Consider the following 18,788-nt stretch of genomic DNA (forward strand, 5'->3'; position numbering starts at 1 on the left):
CGACGCTCTCTGCGATTCGGACGAGGGCGAGGGCGCTCGCGATGGCGTCCGGGTCGGGGTTGTCGTGCATGACGACGGCGAGCGGGCCGTTCAGGCTCTTGAGGATGCGGAACAGTCGGTGGAGTCGGTCGGCCGCCGTCCCCTCGGTCAGTTCGCCGAGTCGGTCCACGAGAATCGTCCGCGCGTCCACGAGTCGGTCCGCGGCGGCCGTGAGTTCGGCCCGCGTGTCGGCGTCGGCGTCGCTGCCGACGTAGGCGACGACGTAGGCGTCGGGGAACCGCGCCCGCGCCGAACGTGCGGCGTCGAGGTTCGTGGCCGCGTCGTCGCTGGCGACGAACACCACGTCCACCGCGTCGGGGTACTCCTCCTCCTCGTCGGGCACGCACCGTTCGGCGGCGACGCCGTTCTCTCGGAACGAGTCGACGACGTCCGTCCGCCGGGAGAGGACGGTCAACTCGCCGGGCCACTCGGCCAACCGTTCGACGGCCCGTTCCGCGGCCGACCCGCACCCGAGGACCAACCGCCGTTGCATACCTCGTCTGTCGGCCCCGCCCGGCAAAACCCTACCGTCCTGTGGTTCGGCCCTCGTCCGGCGATGGAATTATGCCCGACGCACGTGTGGTAACGCACGTCATGGATGCCGACCCTGACCTCGTGTCGTCCGACCTGTCCGAGTCGATTCGGGCCGCCTGCCGGACGGCCGTCGGAGACAGTCTCAGGAGTATCACCTACTTCACTCCCACCAGATTCCAACAGATCTATCTCCGGTCTGACCTCGAATCCGACGCCGACCTGGCCGGGTTCGTCGAGCACGAGACGGACGGGTTCCGCGCCGCGCGGGCGTACCGAGGGTCGGAACTCGGCAACTACGAGTACACGGTGCGGGCGTCGAGAACGGTTACATGACGCGAGTCACGCGGAACCAACACGGCGTGTTCGTCACGACGGACAGCATCACGGAGCGACACTCCGAGGAAGTCGCGAGCGCGCTCAGCGAACTCCTCGCCGAGCCGATTTCGGAGACGGCGTAAGACGAACGCGAACGGGAGAACGGACCGCGAACCGAACGAAATCGTTCGCCGGCCGCGCTCAGAACAGCGCGGTGGCGACGGTCTGTGCCGTCTCGATGACGGGCTGGAACGCCGGGAGCAGAAGCAGCGTCCCGACGGCGGCGAAGATGACGGCCGTGTACAGCCCGACCGGTTTCGACCCGAGTTCGAGCGTCGGCGACGCGTCCTCTATCCACAGCGCCTTGACGACGCGACTGTAGTAGAACAGCGACAGCGCGCTGTTTATCGCGCCGACGGCGGCGAGCCACCAGAACCCGGACTCGATGGCCGAGTAGAACAGGGCGTACTTCGAGAAGAAGCCGCCGAACGGTGGCAGGCCGGCGAGGCTGAACATGAACACGCTCATGGCGACGCTCGCCATCGGCGCGCGGGCGCCGAGGCCGTTGTAGTCCTCGAACGTCTTGCCGACGCCCCAGTGTTCGACCAGCGCGACGAACAGGAACGCGCCGGTGTTCATGAAGCCGTACACCATGAGGTGCGCCATCGACGCGCCGAGGACGTCGCCGTTCGGTCCGTTGGCCGTGAGGGCCGCGAGACCGATGAGCGCGTAGCCCGCGTGACCGATGGAGGAGTACGCCAGCATGCGCTTGACGTTCTCCTGCGTGGCCGCGGCGAAGTTCCCGAGCGTCATCGTGACGACGGCGAGTATCTGGAACGCGACGACCCACTCGACGCCCGCGGGGAGTTGACCCAGCGGGAACGCCTCGACGAAGACGCGGAACGCGATGGCGAACCCGGCGGCCTTCGAGGCCGACGAGAGGAACGCCGAGACGGGCGCGGGCGCGCCCTCGTACGCCTCCGGCGCCCAGAAGTGGAACGGGACGGAGGCCGTCTTGAACGCGAAGCCGCCGAGGAGCATCAGCACGCCGATACCGAGGACGCCGGCCATCTCGCTCGCACCGCCGACGGCCGCCGCGATTTCCGGGAGCAGCAGCGAGCCGGTGGCGGCGTACACGAGACTGATACCGAACGCGAACACCGCCGAGGAGAGCGCGCCGATGAGGAAGTACTTCAGGCCCGCCTCGACGCTGCCTCTGTTCTTCTTCAGGAACGCCACGAGGGCGTACGACGGCAGCGACGCGAGTTCGAGGCTGACGAACGCCGTCGCCAGCGAGTTCGACATCGACATCAGCGTCATGCCGGTGGCGGCGAACACCACCAGCGAGTAGAACTCGCCCTGATACTGCTGGTCGGCGAGGTAGTCGAGCGAGGCGATGGAGACCATCGCCGCGACGATGGTGAAGATGAGCGTGAAGAACAGGCTCATCCCGTCGACGACGAGGGCGTCACCGTACAGCGTGATGGCACCGCCCGTCCGGGCCTGTCCGGTCCCCTGGATGAGGAACCAGCCGGCCACGCCGAACGCGAACAGCGACCCCGCCGTCGCGACCGACGCCAAGAGCGCGCTGTTCTCCGACTCGCCGGGCTTGATGCTGTCGATGACGAGCAACAGGAGGCCCGTCAGCGCGAGGATGAGCGCCGGAGCGACGGCCGTCCAGTCGGGGAGCGCACCGGACTGGAGCGCGACTGCGTCGACCATCAGACGCCACCTCCCGTCTCGAGAATCGGATTAACTGCCTGTTGAATCATCTGGAAGAACAGGTCCGGCGCCACGCCGAGGACGATGACGAGGAGGAGGAGCACCGCAAGCGGCGCCACGTCGTGGACGGGCGCCTCGGTGACCTCGTAGTCGCCGTCGAACCGGAACGGCCCGAACAGCGTGCGCTGCATCGCGAACAGCAGGTAGCCCGCGACGATGACGATGCCGAACATCGCCGCCGCCGTGAACAGCGGCATCGCGGAGTGGACGGTGGAGGCGAACGCGCCCTGGAAGATGAAGAACTCCCCGGCGAAGCCGGCCATCAGGGGTAGCCCCATGTAGCCGAACGCGCCCGCCACGAAGATGCCCGCGGTGACGGGCATCCGGTCGGCCATGCCCGACATGTCGCCGACCATCCGCGTGTGCGTCGTGTTGTAGATGACGCCGACGGCCATGAACATCAGTCCGGAGATGAGGCCGTGTGCGACCATCTGGAACGTCGCGCCGCCGACGCCGTACGTCGTGTACGCGACGAGTCCGAGGATGACGTAGCCCATCGACGACACGGACGAGTAGGCGACGATGCGCTTGAGGTCCTGCTGGGCCAACGCGAGCACCGCGCCGTAGATGACGCTGATGACCGCGATGACCGCGATGGGGACGACGAGCGCCTTCGCCACGTCCGGCATCATCGTGAAGTTGAACCGCAGCAGCGCGTACGTCCCCATCTTCAGGAGGACGCCGGCCAGCATCACGGACGCCGGCGTCGGGGCTTCGACGTGAGCGTCCGGCAGCCACGTGTGAAGCGGCGCGACGGGCACCTTCACGGCGAAGCGACGAACATCGCCACGAAGGCGACGAGCTTCAGCGTCTCGGCGTTCAGCCCCGCGAAGCTCCCGAGTTCGCCGCCCCGCAAGGCCATCGCGATTTCGGGCAGGCGCAGCGACGACACGGAGTCGCCGAGGCCGAACACGAGCGCGATGAAGCCGATGAACATCACGAGCGACGCGATGTTCGTGTAGACGAAGAACTTGATAGCCGCGTACTTGCGGCGGGCGCCGCCCCAGACGCCGATGAGGAAGTACATCGGCACCAGCACGGCCTCCCAGAAGATGAACCAGACGAAGAAGTCCAGCGCGGTGAACACGCCGATGAGGTTCGCCTCCATGAACAGCATCAGGCCGAAGAACTGCGACTGCCGCACGTCGATGGGCGTCCACGCGCTGACGATCGCCAGCGTCGTGAGAATCGTCGTGAGGACGACGAGCGGGAGGCTGATGCCGTCGACGCCCACGAACCAGTGCACGTCGAGTCCGCCCAGCGCGAGCCAGACGAAGTCCGTCTCGAACGCGATGGACCCGCCCAGAAGGGCGTTCCCGCTCGCGTCGTACTGTGCCCACATCCAGAGGCTCCCGAGAACCGGGACCAGACTGAGCGCGGCCGCCAGCCGGCCGGCGTACTCGTCGGGAGCGACGAACACGACCAGCGCGGCGACGAACGTCGCGGCGATGAGCGCTTCTATTATCATGCGAACCACCCTCCGAGCAGACCGAAGCCGAGAAGCAGGGCCGTCAGCCCCAGCGTGAGGAGCATCGCGTAGTTACTCACGACGCCCGACTGGAGGCGGCGGACCCGGCTCCCCGAGAACAGGCTGACGCTGGAGACGCCGTTGACGACGCCGTCGACGACGCCCTGGTCGAACTTGTCCGCCCCGCGCGAGATGGGGCGAACGACGCTGTTGGCCAGCCACACCTGGTACTCGTCCTGGTAGTAGTTGTTGTAGAGCAGCGTCTTGATACCGCCGAGCTTGTCGGTGTGTTCCGTCGGCTCGGGGCCGCGGTACAGGAAGTAGGCGAGTCCCGCGCCGGCGAGGGCGAGGCCGAGCGAGACGGCGGCCCCGATGGCCACCGTCGCCGTCTCGCCGCCGCCGATGTAGGCGGAACTGTACGGGAGCAGCTCACCGTAGTGGTGCGCGTTCAGCCCTTCGAGGCTCCCGTCGAGCCACTGGTGCAGGAAGTCGATGCCCTTGATGCCGAGGAGCTTCTCGACGGGCACCATGTTGACGACGCCGGCCGTCGCGGCGAGGACGCCGAGGACGGCGAGCGGTCCCTTCACGTTCCAGCGGACGCCGTGCGGGTCTCGGGCCGTCTCCGTCCGCGGTTCGCCGTGGAAGGTGAGAAGCACCATCCGGAACGTGTAGAACCCGGTGAAGAAGACGGCGAGCAGGCCCATCGCGTAGGCGACCAGCAGGATGGGGCTGCCGCCCAGTCCGTGGATGAGCGTCTCGTACAGCACCTCGTCCTTCGACCAGAAGCCGGCGAACGGGAAGATGCCGGCCAGCGCCAGCGACCCCGAGAGGAACGTGTAGTAGGTCACGGGCATCTCGTCCTTCAGGCCGCCCATGTCCCACATGTTCTCGTTGTGGTGCATCGCGATGATGACCGACCCGGCACCGAGGAACAGGAGCGCCTTGAAGAACGCGTGCGTCATGAGGTGGAACGTCGCCGCGACGTAGCCACCGGCGCCCAGTCCGAGCATCATGTAGCCGTACTGCGAGATGGTCGAGTACGCCAGCACCTGCTTTATCTCGCGCTTGACAACGCCCATCGTCGCCGCGAACAGGGCCGTGAATCCGCCGATGAGGGCGATGATGGCCAGCGCCGTCGGCGACAGCGCGTAGAAGCCGTACATCCGCGCGACGAGGTAGACGCCGGCGGCGACCATCGTCGCGGCGTGGATGAGCGCGGAGACGGGCGTCGGGCCCTCCATCGCGTCGGGCAGCCACGTGTGCAGCGGGAACTGTGCGGACTTCCCGACGACGCCGCCGAGGACGAGGAGGCCGACGATGGTGAACCACGTCTCCGGCGCGAAGCCGAACGTGTTCACCGAGTGTTCGCCCGCGAGCGCCTGTTCGGCGAGGTGCGGGAACGACTCGGACCCGGCGAACGCCGCCGTCCCGAACGTCGCGAAGACGGCGACGACGCCGACGAGGAAGAAGTAGTCACCGAAGCGGGTGACGAGGAACGCCTTCTTCGCCGCCGACGGCGGGCCGGGTTCGCGGAACCAGAAGCCGATGAGCAGGTACGAGCAGAGGCCCACCAGCTCGAAGAACATGAACGCCATGAGCAGGTTGTCGGCGACGACGAACCCGAGCATGGAGGCGGTGAACAGGCCGAGGCCGGCGTAGTAGCGCGGCAGGCCCGTCTCGCCCTCGTCGTTCATGTAGCCGAGACTGAACACGTGGACGAGCAGGGCGATGAGCGTCACGATGATGAGCATCATCGCCGACAGCGGGTCGATGAGCAGGCCGAACGTCAGCGTGACGGCCCCGTCGAGCCCGTTGGCCCACGTGTAGATGGTCTGGTTGTACGTCTGTCCCCCGCTCACCGTGAAGAACGTCGCGATGGACAGGAGGAACGACCCCGCCGTCGCGACGATGCCGGCGAACGCGCCGCCCTTGGGCATGTACTTGCCCGCGAACAGGGCGACCAGGAACGAGACGAACGGTAGCAGTACGATCGCCGGAGTGAAGTCAAATATCCCTGCCATCTTACCACTTCATCGTCGTCGCGTCGGTGACGTCGACGCCGCCGAAGTTACGGTACAACACCATGATGATACCGAGTCCGATCGCGACCTCCGCGGCCGCGAGCGCCATCGTGAACAGCGCGAACGTCTGGCCGGTGACGTTCCCCCAGACGTAGGAGAACGCGACGAGGTTGATGTTGGCAGCGTTCAGCATCAGCTCGACCGACATCAGGAACAGCAGCGCGTTCCGCCGCGTCAGGATGCCGAACAGGCCGATGCAGAAGATGGCCGCCGAGAGCACCAGGTAGTACTCCGGTGGAACCATCAGTTCTCACCCTCCGTCTCGTCGTCTCCGGACCCGGTGAGCGTCTGCTTCAGTCGCCGCCCGCCGTCCGAGACCAGCCCGCCTTCGGTGCTGCCTGGTTCGCTGGATTCGCGCCGCGCCAGCAGAACCGCACCGTCGAGTGCCACGTCCAGCGCCACCGCGATGACGATGAAGGCGACGAGGAAGCTCTCCGAGGCCACGTCGCCGAAGTCGAGGTTGAACATCGCGTAGCCGATGCTGGCAGTGATGTTCGCGTCGGCGCGAACCCCGTCGGGTCCGGAAGCGACGCGCTGAGGAACGCCGCCACCATCACCACGAACAGCGCGACGGCCGCGAGTCCCGGTACGAGATGCGAACCGAGATTCAGCTCCGGTTTGGTTGTCATGTGCTACTCCCCTCCGGTCGTACGTGCGTCAGCATCACGGCGAACGTGACGAGAATCAACACCCCGCCCACGTAGACGAGGATCTGCATCGCGGCGAGAAACTCCGCTTGCAGCATCACGTAGTGCACCGCGACGCTCAAGAGCGCGCCCCCGAGCAGGAGTGCGGAATGCCAGACGTCCCGCACGAGGACGACGCCCAGGCTGCAGCCCACGGTCACGAGGGCGAACAGCGCGAACGCGATGGTTTCATAAACCATTGTGTGTGTCTCCTTGAGGTATCCCTTTGAACATTTCGAGAACGTCCGGCGGCCGAGTCGTCTCGACCCCGCCGCGGACGACCGAGCGGTTCGTCCACTCCCGTGCGTCACCTCACTGGTAGTCGACTTCGCCGTCTCCCTCGCCGATCCACGCGTCGCGGTCGGGTTCTCGGGAGTTCAGCGGGTCGATGTCCTTGTACCACGGGACGTTCTTCAACTGTTCTTTGTTGTAGACGAACTCGTCTTTCGTGTCGGCGGTGAACTCGAAGTTCTGCGTCAGCAGAATCGCGTCCACCGGACAGACCTCCTCGCACAGGCGGCAGTAGATGCACTGTCCGATGTGGAGGTTGTACTGCTCGCCGTTGCGCTGGTCGTCCTGCACGATCTGAATCGTGTCGTTCGGACAGACGTTCTCGCACTGGCGGCACCAGATGCAGCGTTCCTGACTGAACTTGTGGACCCCGCGGAACCGGGGACTCACTTCGGGCGCGACGTCCGGATACTCCACCGTGAACGTCTCGCCGTCCAGCGCGTGCTTCATCGTCGTCGCCATGGATTTGAGCAGTCCGATCATGCTATCACTCCCACGATGATGGCCGTGAGCACCAGGTTAGCGAACGAGAGGACGAGCATCCCCTTCCAGCCGACGTCGAGGAACTGGTCCACTCGGAGCCGCGGAATCGCAGAGCGCATCCACTGCGTGAAGAAGTAGAACGCCCATATCTTCACGAGGAACCAGACGAATCCCGGCAGAATCGGCCCGGCGGGACCGCCGAGGAACAGCGTCGCCGCGATGGCGCCGCCGAAGAAGATGTGGACGAACTCGCCGAGGTAGATGAGGACGAAGTACACCGAGGAGTACTCCGTCTGGTATCCGGCGACGATTTCGGTCGGCGCCTCGGGGATGTCGAACGGGTTCCGGCCGACTTCGGCGAGGTTCGCCAGAACGAACAGCGCGAACGCGAACGGGTTGACGAACGCGAACCACTGCGGAATCGTCACGCCCGCGACGGTGAGAAGCGGCTCAGCCTGCGCGGCGACGATTTCGCTCATCTGGAGCGAACCGGTGAAGATGACCACCGACGCGCCCGTGATGACGAGCGGAATCTCGTAGGCGAGGTTCGCCGCGATGGCGCGGAGGCCGCCGAGCAGCGAGTACTTGTTGTTCGACCCGTACCCCATCATCACCAGTCCGAGCGAGGCGATGGAGGACGCGGCGAACGCGAACGCGAGCCCCGTCTCGGGGTCGGCGAGGTGGATGCCGTTCCCCATGGGGATGACGGCGAAGCCCAGCAGCGCCGAGAACGGGATGAGAAGCGGTCCGAGGTCGTACGCCGGTCGGTCGACCTGGTCGGGGATGACGAGTTCCTTCGAGAGCAGGCGAACGGCGTCCACCACGATGGTGAGCAGGCCGAACGGACCGACGCGGTTGACCGAGATGCGGTCCGTGAACGCGGCGGTTATCTTCCGCTTGGCCCACGGGCCGGCGACGGCCGTCTGCAGCAGCAGGATGTTGGCGATGAGAAAGGCGCCGAGCAGACCGCCGACTATCTGACCCACCGTTCCGGAGAGGCCGAGCAGGTTGGCGATCGTCTCCGGCAGCAGCGTCGGGCCGCCTCCGCCGGACTGTAACGGCAGCGGCACCATCACCGGTCCACCTCGCCGAGGATGATGTCGAGGCTCCCGAGGGAGGCGATGAGGTCCGGGATGTACTCACCGTTGGACATCTCGCCGAGCGTCTGGAGGTTCGAGAAGCACGGACTGCGAATCTTGAACCGGCCGGGCTTGTCGGTGCCGTCGGCGCGGATGTAGATTCCCAGTTCGCCCTTCGCGCCCTCGACGGCGCGGTAGATTTCGGTGTCGTCCTCGGGACGCAGGGTCCGCGGGACGTTCGACTGGATGGTGCGCTCGTCCTCGGGCCAGTCCTCCAGCAGGTCCACGCACTGCTGGATGATCTTCGCGGACTCCTCGACCTCGCGCATGCGAACGAGGAGGCGGCTGAAGTTGTCACAGCCGTCCTCGGTGACGACGTCCCAGTCGAGTTCGTCGTAGTAGCCGTAGGAGTCGTCGCGGCGCAGGTCGTAGTCGATGCCCGACCCGCGCGCGACGGGACCGGTCGCACCGTACGACTTGGCGACCTCCGGCGGCAGGACGCCCGTGTCGATGGTCCGGACCTGCAGAATCTCGTTCGAGGTGATCATGTCGTGGTACTCCTCGAGCGCCTCCGGCAGGTCGTCGAGGAAGTCGCGGATTTTCTCGAAGAACTCCTCGCGCGGTTCGGGCAGGTCCCAGACGACGCCGCCGAGGCGGAAGTAGTTGAACATCATGCGCTGGCCCGTGAGGTCCTCCAGGATGTTCTGGATGATCTCCCGGTCGCGCATGGCGTACATGAAGATGGCCGTGAAGTCGCCGTAGATGTCGAGCGCGAACGTCCCGAGCGCCAGCATGTGCGAGGCGATGCGGCACAGTTCCGCGCCCATCGTCCGGATGATCTGCGCGTACTCGGGGACGTCGATGTCGTTGAGGTCCTCGGCCGCGCGGGCGTACGCCCACTCGTTGAGGAGACCGGAGGAGCCGTAGTCCCAGCGGTCGGGGTACGGCATGATCTGGTGGCGGTACGTCTTCGTCTGGCACATCTGCTCCTCACAGCGGTGGAGGTAGCCGATGTCCGGGTCCACGTCGGCGACCTGTTCGCGTCGAGGACCGTCCGCACGTGGAGGACGCCGTGCGTCGCGGGGTGGTGCGGCCCGATGTTGAGGTACATCGTGTCGCCCTCCTCGCTCCGCTTGTCGCCCTCGAGCGGGTTCGCCCACTCTTTGAGCGTGACTATCTGCGGCCGGTCCTGATCGTAGTTCATCGACAGCGGGTGCCCTTGCCACGTGTCCGGCAGGAGGATGCGGCGCGGGTCCGGGTGGCCCTCGTACTGGATGCCGATCAGGTCGTACGCCTCGCGTTCGTGCCAGTCCGCGGTGTCGAACACGGGGGCGGCCGACTGACTGACCGGGGCGTCCTTCGCCGCCGGGACGACGACGCTGACCTCGCGCGTCCGGTCGTCGTAGCTCGTGAGGTGGTAGATGGTCTCGTACCGGTCCTCGCGTTCCTCGGCGGTGACGTTCGACAGGTGGTCGAACCCGGCCTCGTCGCGCAGGCGGAACAGCGTCTCCTGAACGTCGTCGGGTCGGATGACGAACCCGGGTGCGTTCATGTGCTGTTCGCGCCCGATGACGAGGTCACCGAGCAGGTCGGCTATCTCTTCGGCCGTCGTCGGCTTGGTCACCGGGACGTCGGTGCGTTCGTCCTGGTCGCGTCGTTCCTCTAAGCTCATGGCGAATCAGCCCAGTTGTACCGCATGACCAGGTCGTCCTCGTCGATCTGGTCCGCGAGGTGGTCGATGAGTTCGTCCTGTTCGAGGTCCCCGAACTGCTCCAGTTCGTACGGCTTGACCGTCACCGGACTCGACTCGCCCTGCGCGATGCGCTGTTGCAGTTTGGCGACGCCGTAGACGAGTGCCTCGGGGCGCGGGGGACAGCCCGGGACGTGGATGTCCACCGGGATGACCTCCTCGGCGCCCTTGATGACGTTGTACCCCTCCTGGAACGGGCCGCCCGAGATGGTGCACGAACCCATGCCGATGACGAACTTCGGCTCGGGCATCTGGTCGTACACGCGCTTCATGCGCGGCGCGAACTTCGAGACGATGGTCCCCGGCACGATGATGACGTCCGCCTGTCGCGGCGACGCGCGCGGGACCCCGGCGTGGAACCGGTCGAGGTCGTGTTTCACCGAGTAGGTGTGCATCATCTCGATGCTGCAGCACGCGATACCGAACTGCAGCATGAACATCGAGGACCCGCGGACCCAGTTCATGAAGTTGTCGAACTTCGTGAGGATGAACGGCGAGGAGCCGAACGCCTCGCGAAGCTTGGAGTTGAACCGGTTGTCCGTCCCCGACCCCGTCATCCGGCGTCGCGGGTCTTGGTCTGTACCTGTGTGTCGTCCGTGACAAATGGTTGGTTCTGTTCGCTACTCATGCGTCTTGTCTCTCTGTCTTCCGACGCTTCGCCAGCGGGCTTTTGACCCACTCGACGGCGCCGTTGCGCCACGCCCAGGCGAGGCCGACGACCAGCACGCCGATGAAAACGAGCATCGGCAGCAGGACCTCCGTCAGACTCGCACCCTGGCTCAGCGCGGACCGGTAGATGACGGTCCACGGGGAAGATGAGCACGGTTTCGATGTCGAACACGACGAACAGCAGCGCGACCATGTAGTACTGGATATTGAACTGGACGCGCGCCGAACCCGTCGGTATCTCACCGCTCTCGTACGTGGCACTTTTTCCCTGTTCCGGCACGCTTGGCCGTAGAATCGCCGAGACAGCCATCATCCCGAGCGGGATGCCGACTGCGACGACGGCCAACGCACCGATTGCGATCCATTCGCTCATTCCGTAGTCTCCTGACGTTCCCCGGTTAGAAGCGGCCCCCTATAAGCGTTGATTTGTGTGCGTCCGGCGGTTATACCGGGTAACTATCCGGAAATCACCGAAGACCGTAAAATTCTCCTGCGAGCGACTTTCAACCGCCGCGAGTGTTACTCCTCGCGGGACGCGACGTACCCCGCGACGCCCATGTCGTGCAGGTCACGCGAGTCGCGCGCGACGCCGCCCGTCAGCGACTCGTGGTACGCCACGAGTCGGTCCTCCAGCACCTCGTGTTCGCGCGCGAGCATCTGCACCGCCGAGAGGGCGGCGTTGAACGACTTGCCCGCGTCCACGGCGACGATGGGCGCGCCCGTCGGCATACCGATGACCGAGTCGACGGACTTCTCCTGCACCGGAACGCCGACCACCGGGAGCGGGTACGCGATGGAGGCGGTCATGTTCGGCAGGTCGGCGGACTTGCCGCCCGCCCCGGCGATTATCACGTCGAGGCCTCGCTCCGCCGCCGTCTCGCCGTAGGCGTACATCAGGTCGGGCGTCCGGTGCGCGGAGACGACGTACGTCTCGTAGGTGAAGCGCGCGTCGGGGGCGTCGTGGAAGTCGGTCTGCTCGGCGAAGCCGAGTTCGTCGAGGGCCTCGTGCGCGCCGCGCATCACGTCGAGGTCCGAGTCCGACCCCATGATGACGCCCACGTCCGGCGTCGTCTCGGGGTCCGCGTCGGCCTCGGCCTCGGCGCGGAGTCGGTCGATGAGCGATTCGACGGTCACGTCGTCTGTGTCGTCTGTCATGGTAGCTCCGAGCGTCGTCGTCAGTCGAACGTCAGTCCGTCGCGCAGGTCCCGCGCCCGCGCCAGCAGTCCGTCCACGTCGGCCTCGTCGTCGGCCGCCCCGTCCGCGCCCGTCAGCGTCAGGTGGCCCATCTTCCGCAGGGGGCGCACGTCGTCCTTGCCGTACCAGTGCAGCGACGCCTCCTCGGCGGCGAGGACGGACTCGACGTTGCCCAGCGTCGCCGGGCGCGTCTCCTCGACGGTGCCGAGGACGTTCGCCATCGCGGTCGGCGCCCGGCGCGCGGTGGACCCGAGGGGCCACCCGAGGACCGCGCGGACGTGCTGTTCGAACTGCGAGGTGCGCGCGCCCTCGATGGTCCAGTGACCCGAGTTGTGCGGGCGCGGCGCTATCTCGTTCACCGAGACGTCGCCGTCGGGCGTCTCGAACAGTTCGACGCCGAACACCCCCCGGCCGTCCAGCACCGAGAGCACGTCGCGGGCCACCTCGTCGGCGCGCGCGCGGACCGCGTCCGTCGTCCGGGCGGGGACGACCGTCTCGCGCAGAATCTCCGCCTCGTGGACGTTCTCGCCCACCGGACGTCCGCACTTCGCCGTCGCCCTGCACCGCGATGACCGACAGTTCGCGCGCGAAGTCGACGAACGCCTCGGCCATCGCCGGGCCGCCGACGCGTCGAGGGCCTCTTCGACCTCGCTCTCGTCGCGGACGGGGACGTTGCCGCGGCCGTCGTAGCCGCCGGTTCGCGCCTTCAGCATCACCGCGCCGAACTCGTCGAGGGCGTCGCGCAGGTCGTCCGCGTCGTCCACGCGGCGGAACGGCGGGACGGGGACGCCGGCGTCGGCGAGCGCTTCCTTCTGGACGAGTTTGTCCTCGATGAGCGAGAGCGTCTCGGGCGCGGGGTTGACCGTGAGACCGTACTCGTCGGCCACCTCGTCCAGCAGGTCGGAGTCGGCGAGTTCTATCTCGAACGTGAGCGCGTCCGTCCGCGCGGCGAGTTCGCGGAACGCCTCGGGGTCGTCGAAGTCGCCGACGACGTGGTCGCGCGCGACCGGCGCGGCGGGGCAGTCCGGGGTGGGGTCGAGGACGACCACCTCGACGCCGAGGGGCGCGGCCGCCTCGGCGAGCATCCGCCCGAGTTGGCCGCCGCCCACGACGCCGAGCGTGGGACCGGGTACGGTGACTGTCACGGTCGGCGGTTGTGGAGATTACTGCATAAACGTTACCGAACAGACCCGGAGAATGCGCACGTCCGTGTATCGTTCGCGGGGGCGGTGTGGGAACGATGCGTCCACGGCGGGCGGCGGCGAGGCGGCGGCTACGGTTCGACGCCCGCCCGTTCGAGGGCGGCCCGGTCGATGAAGACCACGACGTGTTCGCTGCGGAGGCGCCAGTCGTGTTCGTAGGCGACGTAGCCGTCGAGGTGCGCCTCCGCCTCCTCGCGGCTGAACTCGCGGACGATGACCACCGGCGGCGCGTCCGCGAGGGCCTCTTCGGCGGGCGCGTCCGGGGACGTGCTCGCCACCTCGGCGTCGTACTTCGCGAGGTACCACGGGAGGGGCAAGCGGTCGTGCCAGTGGGTTCCGCCCGGCGGCGGCGGCCGCAACAGTTCGGACTCGTTCTCGACGTAGAACAGTTCCCTGTCGGGGTTGCCGGGGTCCGGTCTGCTGAAGAACAGCACGTCCGTCCCCTCGTGGCTCTCGGCCACGGCCCCGACTTTCCCCATCGTCGGCTTCAGGTCGTTGCCGGGCTGGGCCCACTGGAGAATCTGCCTGTCGTCGTTCGACGTGGAGTTGAAGTACTCGACGTTCGCGAACGCGACGCCGCCGACGGACGCGATGACGATGACGGCGACGAGGCCGACGCTGACGGCGTCGTCGGAGGCGAGTGCGCTCCGGGCGGCCTGCACGACGAACGCGACGCCGACGGCGGCGGGGATGGCGAGTGGGAGGACGACGTGGACGGCGGCCCACGGCGCCTCAATGTCGGTGGCGATGGGGTAGCCCGCCAGCGAGGCCAGTCCCCAGTAGGTGGCGAACGCGACGAGTTCGCGGTACGTCCCGCCCGTGGAGAACCCGTAGCGGTCCACGACGACGCCGACGAGCGTGAAGCCGAGGACGGCGGGCGCGCCGTACACCAGCGTCTCCAGCAGGTCGTGGAGGTACGGGAGGTAGGCGTGGTCCTGGTGGCCGCCACCGGCCCACGTGTCGAGGAACTTCTCCACCGAGCCGACGGACCCGGCTTCGACGACGCCCGGGAGGCGACTCGGGTCGCCGAGCGCCTGCCAGAGGTCCGGCCGTGGCGCGTAGAAGAAGACGAAGACGGCCCAGAACAGGACGAACGCGCCGACGAGAGTGCCGCCGACGCGAAGCCAGCCCGACCGGTCGGCGGTGTCGTGGTTCCGCACGCGCCGGCGGACGGCGGCGGGCCAGCGACCGAACACCACGTCGCGGGCGGGCGTGCCGCGGGCCGTCGCCTTCAGGAGGCGGTGGTCGGCCAAGAGCGCGCCCGCGCCGAGGAAGCAGAGGACGTAGACGAGGGCGTTCTCCTTCGTCGTGAACGCGAGCCCCAGCGAGAACGCCGCCGGGAAGGCGTAGCGGAGGCGTCCGGTGTCGAACCCGCGGACGACGAAGCCGAGCGCGAACAGCGCGAACGCCGCCACGAGCACGTCGTTGCGCATGAACCGCGAGTAGTAGACGAGGAGCGGATTCAGGGCGAGGACGCCGGCGAACGCGAGGACTTCGACGTTCGAGAGGCGTTCGCGGAACAGCCACGCGCCGAGGGGGGAGGAGCCCGCCGACGAGGGCGACGGGGAACCGCGCGAGGAAGTCCGACGCCGGCGCGAGCGCGAACAGCCAGTCGTTGACGACGGGGAGGAACGGCCCGTGGACGATGGGGCGGTAGACGTGGTAGCCCGAGTCGTGGTAGCGGAGTATCCAGTAGCCGACGCGGCCTCGTCCCAGTGGAAGATGCGGCCGCCGAGCGCGACCAGTCGCATCCCGACGGCGAGGGCGGAGATGGCGAGTACGCCGAGGAGAGCGCGCCGGTAGGCGACGGTGGTTCGCGTGGAGGTGGGCGTCGTCGCGTCCGTCTCCGAACGGGTCGCGACTGACCCGTCCGTCGCCGCGGACGCTGAGGACGGCCCGGAGGCGGCGTCGTCCGAACTCATGTGACACCCAACCGCCCCCGTGGTTAGAACGGTTACGGTCTCTCATACGGTCGCTTTACTTACTCGTCCGGTCCCGCTCTCCCCCCTCTCGGACGCGCTCCATCGCTGCGGTTCGACGCGCTCCGTCGCCGGGGCCCGACGCGCTCCGTCCTCGCAACTCGACGCGTCCCGTTCGCCCGGCCGCGCGGCCGTACCTGCGCGCTTCGGTAGTTCTTTTATCGGAGCGAGGCACCGAGACGGTATGGTCACTCTCGGACTGGTGGTCGCCGAGTTCAACTCGTCGGTCACCGACAGGATGGAGGAGGCCGCGCGCGAGGCGGCCGCCGAACGCGACGCCGACGTGGTGGAGGTCCTCCGCGTCCCGGGCGTCTACGACTCGCCGCTGGCCGCGGACCGGCTCGCCCGCCGCGCGGACGTGGAGGCCGTCGCCGTCGTCGGCGCAATCGTCACCGGCGACACCGCGCACGACCGGGTCATCGGCGACGCCACGGCGCAGTCGCTCACCGACGTGAGCCTCGAACGCGACGTCCCGGTCACGTTCGGCGTCTCCGGCCCCGGGCAGAGCGGTGCCGAGGCGAGAGAGCGCGTCGGGAAAGGTGCGGAAGCGGTAAACGCGGCGGTCGACATGGTAGAGGTGTTGGCATGAGCTTCGACTTTGCAGCCCGCGTCGAGCGGGTCGAACCCAGCGCGACTCTCGCCATCAGCAACAAGGCGAGCGAGCTGGAGGCACAGGGCGTAGACGTGGTGGACCTCTCGGTCGGCGAACCCGACTTCCCGACGCCGGAGAACGTCGTGGAGGCCGGGAAGGACGCGATGGACGCCGGCCACACCGGCTACACCTCGTCGAACGGCATCCGCGAACTCCGCGAGGTCATCGCCGAGAAACTGCGCGGCGACGGCATCGACGCCGAGGCCGACGAGGTCATCGTCACGCCGGGCGGCAAGCAGGCGCTGTTCGAGACGTTCCAGTCGCTCATCGACGACGGCGACGAAGTCGTCCTCCTCGACCCCGCGTGGGTGTCCTACGAAGCGATGACGAAGCTCTCGGACGGGTCGCTGAACCGCGTGGACCTCGCGCCGTACGACTTCCAACTCGAACCCGCGCTCGACGACCTGTCAGAGGCCGTCTCCGACGACACCGAACTGCTGGTCGTCAACTCGCCGTCGAACCCGACGGGCGCCGTCTACTCCGACGCCGCCCTCGAGGGCGTCCGTGACCTCGCCGTCGAACACGACGTGACGGTCATCTCCGACGAGATATACCAGCAGATAACGTACGGCGTCGAGCCGACGAGTCTGGCGTCGCTCGACGGGATGGCCGACCGGACGGTCACCGTCAACGGCTTCTCGAAGGCGTACTCGATGACCGGCTGGCGCCTCGGCTACTTCCACGCGCCCGAGGAACTCGTCTCGCAGGCGGCGAAACTCCACTCGCACTCGGTCTCCTGCGCGGTCAACTTCGTCCAGCGCGCGGGTATCGAGGCCATGACGAACACCGACGAGGCCGTCACCGAGATGCGCGACGCGTTCCGCGAACGCCGGGACATGCTGTCCGACCTGTTCGCCGAACACGGCGTGGACGTCCCCGTCGGCGACGGGGCGTTCTACATGATGCTCCCCGTGGACGAGGACGACACGACGTGGTGCGAGGGCGCAATCGAGGACGCCCACGTCGCCACCGTCCCCGGGTCGGCGTTCGGGTCGCCCGGCTACGCCCGCATCTCCTACGCCGCGAGCGAGGAACGCCTGCGCGAGGCCGTCGAGCGACTCGCCGAACACGACTACATCTGACGCCGAAACGACGGGTTTCGGCCCGCTCTCCCGGTTCTCACGCCGAGACGGCGGATTCTGGGTCTGTGGGCGACGCCCCGTCAGCGCCCCGCGATTCGAGTATCGCCGTCAGGTCAGCCAGTTCTCTCTGCAACCGTCGCGCCGCCAGTCGACGCAGTACCGGACCGAAGAGCGTGAACGCCGCCGCGGTGAATCGGCCGTCCGCACCGGACTCGACGGTGTGCGTCAGTCTCGTCTCCCGGCCGTCCCCCGCGAGTCGTATCTCGCTCTCGAACGGGAAGGGGCCCGAGAGCGAACGCATCGCGAGGCGCGTCGGGCGCTCGCACGCGGTAATCTCCACCCGGACCGGTGCCGTCCGGCCGTTGTACGCGTAGTCGTACTCGTACACGTCGCCGACGTCAGTGCCGGCTCTGGCGTCGCTACCGGACACCGGCTGCACGTTCGAGACGCCGTCGACCCACTCGGCCATCGCTTCGACGTCCGAGACGTACGCGAACGCCTCGTCGACGCCGCACGCGACGCTCGCCGACGCCGCCGCTCTGATACTCGATGCCATACCGTTCAGACGCGCGCTCAGATATTAGCTGTCGCTCTCGCCGGCGTCGGTACAGAGTGCGCCGAGCTACCCCGTCCACACCGCGAGTCCGTCGTCCGTCCCGACGACGAGGTGGACGTCGCCGCCGGGGCTGTCCGCATCTCCCCCGCCGTCATCGCCAGCGTCGTCTCCGCCACTCACGCCGACTGCCGCGAGGTTCGTCGTCCGCGCCGCCGGCGGCGACACCGCCCCGACGGACTCGACGCCGTCGCGGGTCCGCCGGAGGACGGTCAGGTCGCCGCCGAACCCCGCCGGGACGAGCAGACACCACCGGTCGTCGCCCGCGAGCGCCCGGCGACGGCGCCGCCGAGGTTCCGACTGCCGAAGGCGTGCGTGCCGTATCCGCCGGCCGACTCGGCGACGAGTTCGAGGCCGTCGTCCGCGGAGTCGGGGCGGTAGAACTCGGCGACGCCGCCGACGTGCGGCGTCTTCACGGCGGCGATTTCGAGTTCGCCGTTCGGCCCGAACGGCGCGACGGCGAGGGGGTGCCGCCAGCGGAAGCCGTCGCCGACGGCGGGGCCGACGCGGTGGTCGCCCGAGGCGTCGAGGGCGACGATTCGCGCGCCGTCCGCGGCGTCCGCCGCCGTCGTCACGAACTCCGCCTCGCCGTCGCCGTCCACGTCCGCGGCTATCGGGCCGGTGCCTTCGAGGACGGTGTCCGCACCGGGCGGCGTCAGTCGCGCGACTTCCTCGCCCGCCGCGGAGACGAGTGCGACCGACTCCGCCTCGACGTCGTCGCCGAGTGCGCCGTGCGGGTAGTCGGTGGTACGTCCGGCGAGAACCGCGACGCGCCCGTCGGCGGCGACGGGTCGAGCGTCGGGGAGGGCGTCCACGTCCGCGAGTCGCCTGTCGTCGCCGCGGCGGACGCTCACTCGGCCGTCCCCGAGGACGGTGGCGACGGCGTCGC

13 protein-coding genes and 8 pseudogenes are annotated in these 18,788 nt (G+C 67.9%); 3 read left to right on the top strand and 18 right to left on the bottom strand.

Annotated elements, in window-relative coordinates; all coding sequences use genetic code 11:
* The coding region (locus GJ632_RS08485; protein ID WP_197427950.1) for an NAD(P)-dependent oxidoreductase at positions 1-532 on the bottom strand (532 nt) is incomplete at its 3' end.
* Between the two features lie 101 nt (positions 533-633).
* On the opposite strand from GJ632_RS08485, the pseudogene GJ632_RS08490 reads away from it, so the two are divergent.
* Positions 634-1,031 (top strand): annotated as a pseudogene (locus GJ632_RS08490) (hypothetical protein).
* Positions 1,032-1,089: 58 nt separating this feature from the next.
* Here the strand turns inward: GJ632_RS08490 and GJ632_RS08495 are convergent.
* The 14 genes and pseudogenes from GJ632_RS08495 to GJ632_RS08560 form a co-directional block, all read right to left on the bottom strand.
* Complete coding sequence (locus tag GJ632_RS08495) at positions 1,090-2,610, bottom strand: NADH-quinone oxidoreductase subunit N (RefSeq protein ID WP_191452681.1); 1,521 nt, start codon at positions 2,608-2,610, stop codon at positions 1,090-1,092.
* Positions 2,610-4,138: pseudogene (locus GJ632_RS08500) on the bottom strand (NuoM family protein). The gene GJ632_RS08495 and the pseudogene GJ632_RS08500 overlap by 1 nt, the downstream one beginning before the upstream one ends.
* A complete protein-coding gene (gene nuoL, locus GJ632_RS08505; RefSeq protein ID WP_191452682.1) occupies positions 4,135-6,159 on the bottom strand; it encodes an NADH-quinone oxidoreductase subunit L in 2,025 nt (674 codons plus the stop codon). Before nuoL ends, GJ632_RS08500 begins: the two are co-directional and overlap by 4 nt.
* A gap of 1 nt (position 6,160) precedes the next feature.
* Positions 6,161-6,463: an NADH-quinone oxidoreductase subunit NuoK gene (gene nuoK / locus GJ632_RS08510; protein ID WP_089805940.1), complete on the bottom strand. Its 303-nt coding sequence runs from the start codon at positions 6,461-6,463 to the stop codon at positions 6,161-6,163.
* A pseudogene (locus GJ632_RS08515) lies at positions 6,463-6,848 on the bottom strand (NADH-quinone oxidoreductase subunit J). The gene nuoK and the pseudogene GJ632_RS08515 overlap by 1 nt, the downstream one beginning before the upstream one ends.
* Positions 6,845-7,105 (bottom strand): NADH-quinone oxidoreductase subunit J, encoded by a 261-nt coding sequence (locus tag GJ632_RS08520; protein WP_191452683.1) that lies wholly within the window; start codon positions 7,103-7,105, stop codon positions 6,845-6,847. The pseudogene GJ632_RS08515 and the gene GJ632_RS08520 overlap by 4 nt, the downstream one beginning before the upstream one ends.
* A 112-nt stretch (positions 7,106-7,217) precedes the next feature.
* A complete protein-coding gene (locus GJ632_RS08525) occupies positions 7,218-7,679 on the bottom strand; it encodes an NADH-quinone oxidoreductase subunit I (RefSeq protein WP_008389750.1) in 462 nt (153 codons plus the stop codon).
* Positions 7,676-8,752 (bottom strand): complex I subunit 1 family protein, encoded by a 1,077-nt coding sequence (locus tag GJ632_RS08530; RefSeq protein WP_191452684.1) that lies wholly within the window; start codon positions 8,750-8,752, stop codon positions 7,676-7,678. Before GJ632_RS08530 ends, GJ632_RS08525 begins: the two co-directional genes overlap by 4 nt.
* Positions 8,752-10,430 (bottom strand): annotated as a pseudogene (locus tag GJ632_RS08535) (NADH-quinone oxidoreductase subunit D). Before GJ632_RS08535 ends, GJ632_RS08530 begins: the two are co-directional and overlap by 1 nt.
* A pseudogene (locus tag GJ632_RS08540) lies at positions 10,427-11,136 on the bottom strand (NADH-quinone oxidoreductase subunit B). The pseudogenes GJ632_RS08535 and GJ632_RS08540 overlap by 4 nt, the downstream one beginning before the upstream one ends.
* Positions 11,133-11,550: pseudogene (locus GJ632_RS08545) on the bottom strand (NADH-quinone oxidoreductase subunit A). Before GJ632_RS08545 ends, GJ632_RS08540 begins: the two co-directional pseudogenes overlap by 4 nt.
* 146 nt (positions 11,551-11,696) lie before the next feature.
* Positions 11,697-12,332, bottom strand: coding sequence for a 5-(carboxyamino)imidazole ribonucleotide mutase (purE, locus tag GJ632_RS08550; protein WP_191452686.1), 636 nt, complete (start codon positions 12,330-12,332; stop codon positions 11,697-11,699).
* Between the two features lie 20 nt (positions 12,333-12,352).
* Entirely contained in the window at positions 12,353-13,516 is a 1,164-nt protein-coding gene (gene purK / locus GJ632_RS08555) for a 5-(carboxyamino)imidazole ribonucleotide synthase (RefSeq protein ID WP_191452687.1), read from the bottom strand.
* A gap of 128 nt (positions 13,517-13,644) precedes the next feature.
* Positions 13,645-15,495: pseudogene (locus tag GJ632_RS08560) on the bottom strand (flippase activity-associated protein Agl23).
* A 241-nt stretch (positions 15,496-15,736) separates the two neighbouring features.
* Here GJ632_RS08560 and ribH point away from each other — a divergent pair.
* Together ribH and GJ632_RS08570 are read left to right on the top strand one after the other, a co-directional pair.
* Positions 15,737-16,141 carry a 6,7-dimethyl-8-ribityllumazine synthase gene (ribH, locus tag GJ632_RS08565; RefSeq protein WP_089805922.1) on the top strand — a complete coding sequence of 135 codons (405 nt, stop codon included), beginning with the start codon at positions 15,737-15,739 and terminating at the stop codon, positions 16,139-16,141.
* Positions 16,138-17,286 carry a pyridoxal phosphate-dependent aminotransferase gene (locus tag GJ632_RS08570; protein ID WP_191452688.1) on the top strand — a complete coding sequence of 383 codons (1,149 nt, stop codon included), beginning with the start codon at positions 16,138-16,140 and terminating at the stop codon, positions 17,284-17,286. The genes ribH and GJ632_RS08570 overlap by 4 nt, the downstream gene beginning before the upstream one ends.
* A gap of 37 nt (positions 17,287-17,323) precedes the next feature.
* On the opposite strand, the gene GJ632_RS08575 is transcribed toward GJ632_RS08570, so the two are convergent.
* The 3 genes and pseudogenes from GJ632_RS08575 to GJ632_RS08585 all read right to left on the bottom strand — a co-directional run.
* A complete protein-coding gene (locus GJ632_RS08575) occupies positions 17,324-17,842 on the bottom strand; it encodes an SRPBCC family protein (RefSeq protein ID WP_191452689.1) in 519 nt (172 codons plus the stop codon).
* Between the two features lie 66 nt (positions 17,843-17,908).
* On the bottom strand, positions 17,909-18,067 hold the full coding sequence (locus GJ632_RS08580) for a hypothetical protein (protein ID WP_191452690.1): 159 nt from the start codon (positions 18,065-18,067) through the stop codon (positions 17,909-17,911).
* Between the two features lie 44 nt (positions 18,068-18,111).
* Positions 18,112-18,788, bottom strand: a pseudogene (locus GJ632_RS08585) (hypothetical protein); the annotation flags it as partial.

Source organism: Halogeometricum sp. CBA1124, from assembly GCF_009741955.1.
Classification (GTDB): domain Archaea; phylum Halobacteriota; class Halobacteria; order Halobacteriales; family Haloferacaceae; genus Halogeometricum; species Halogeometricum rufum.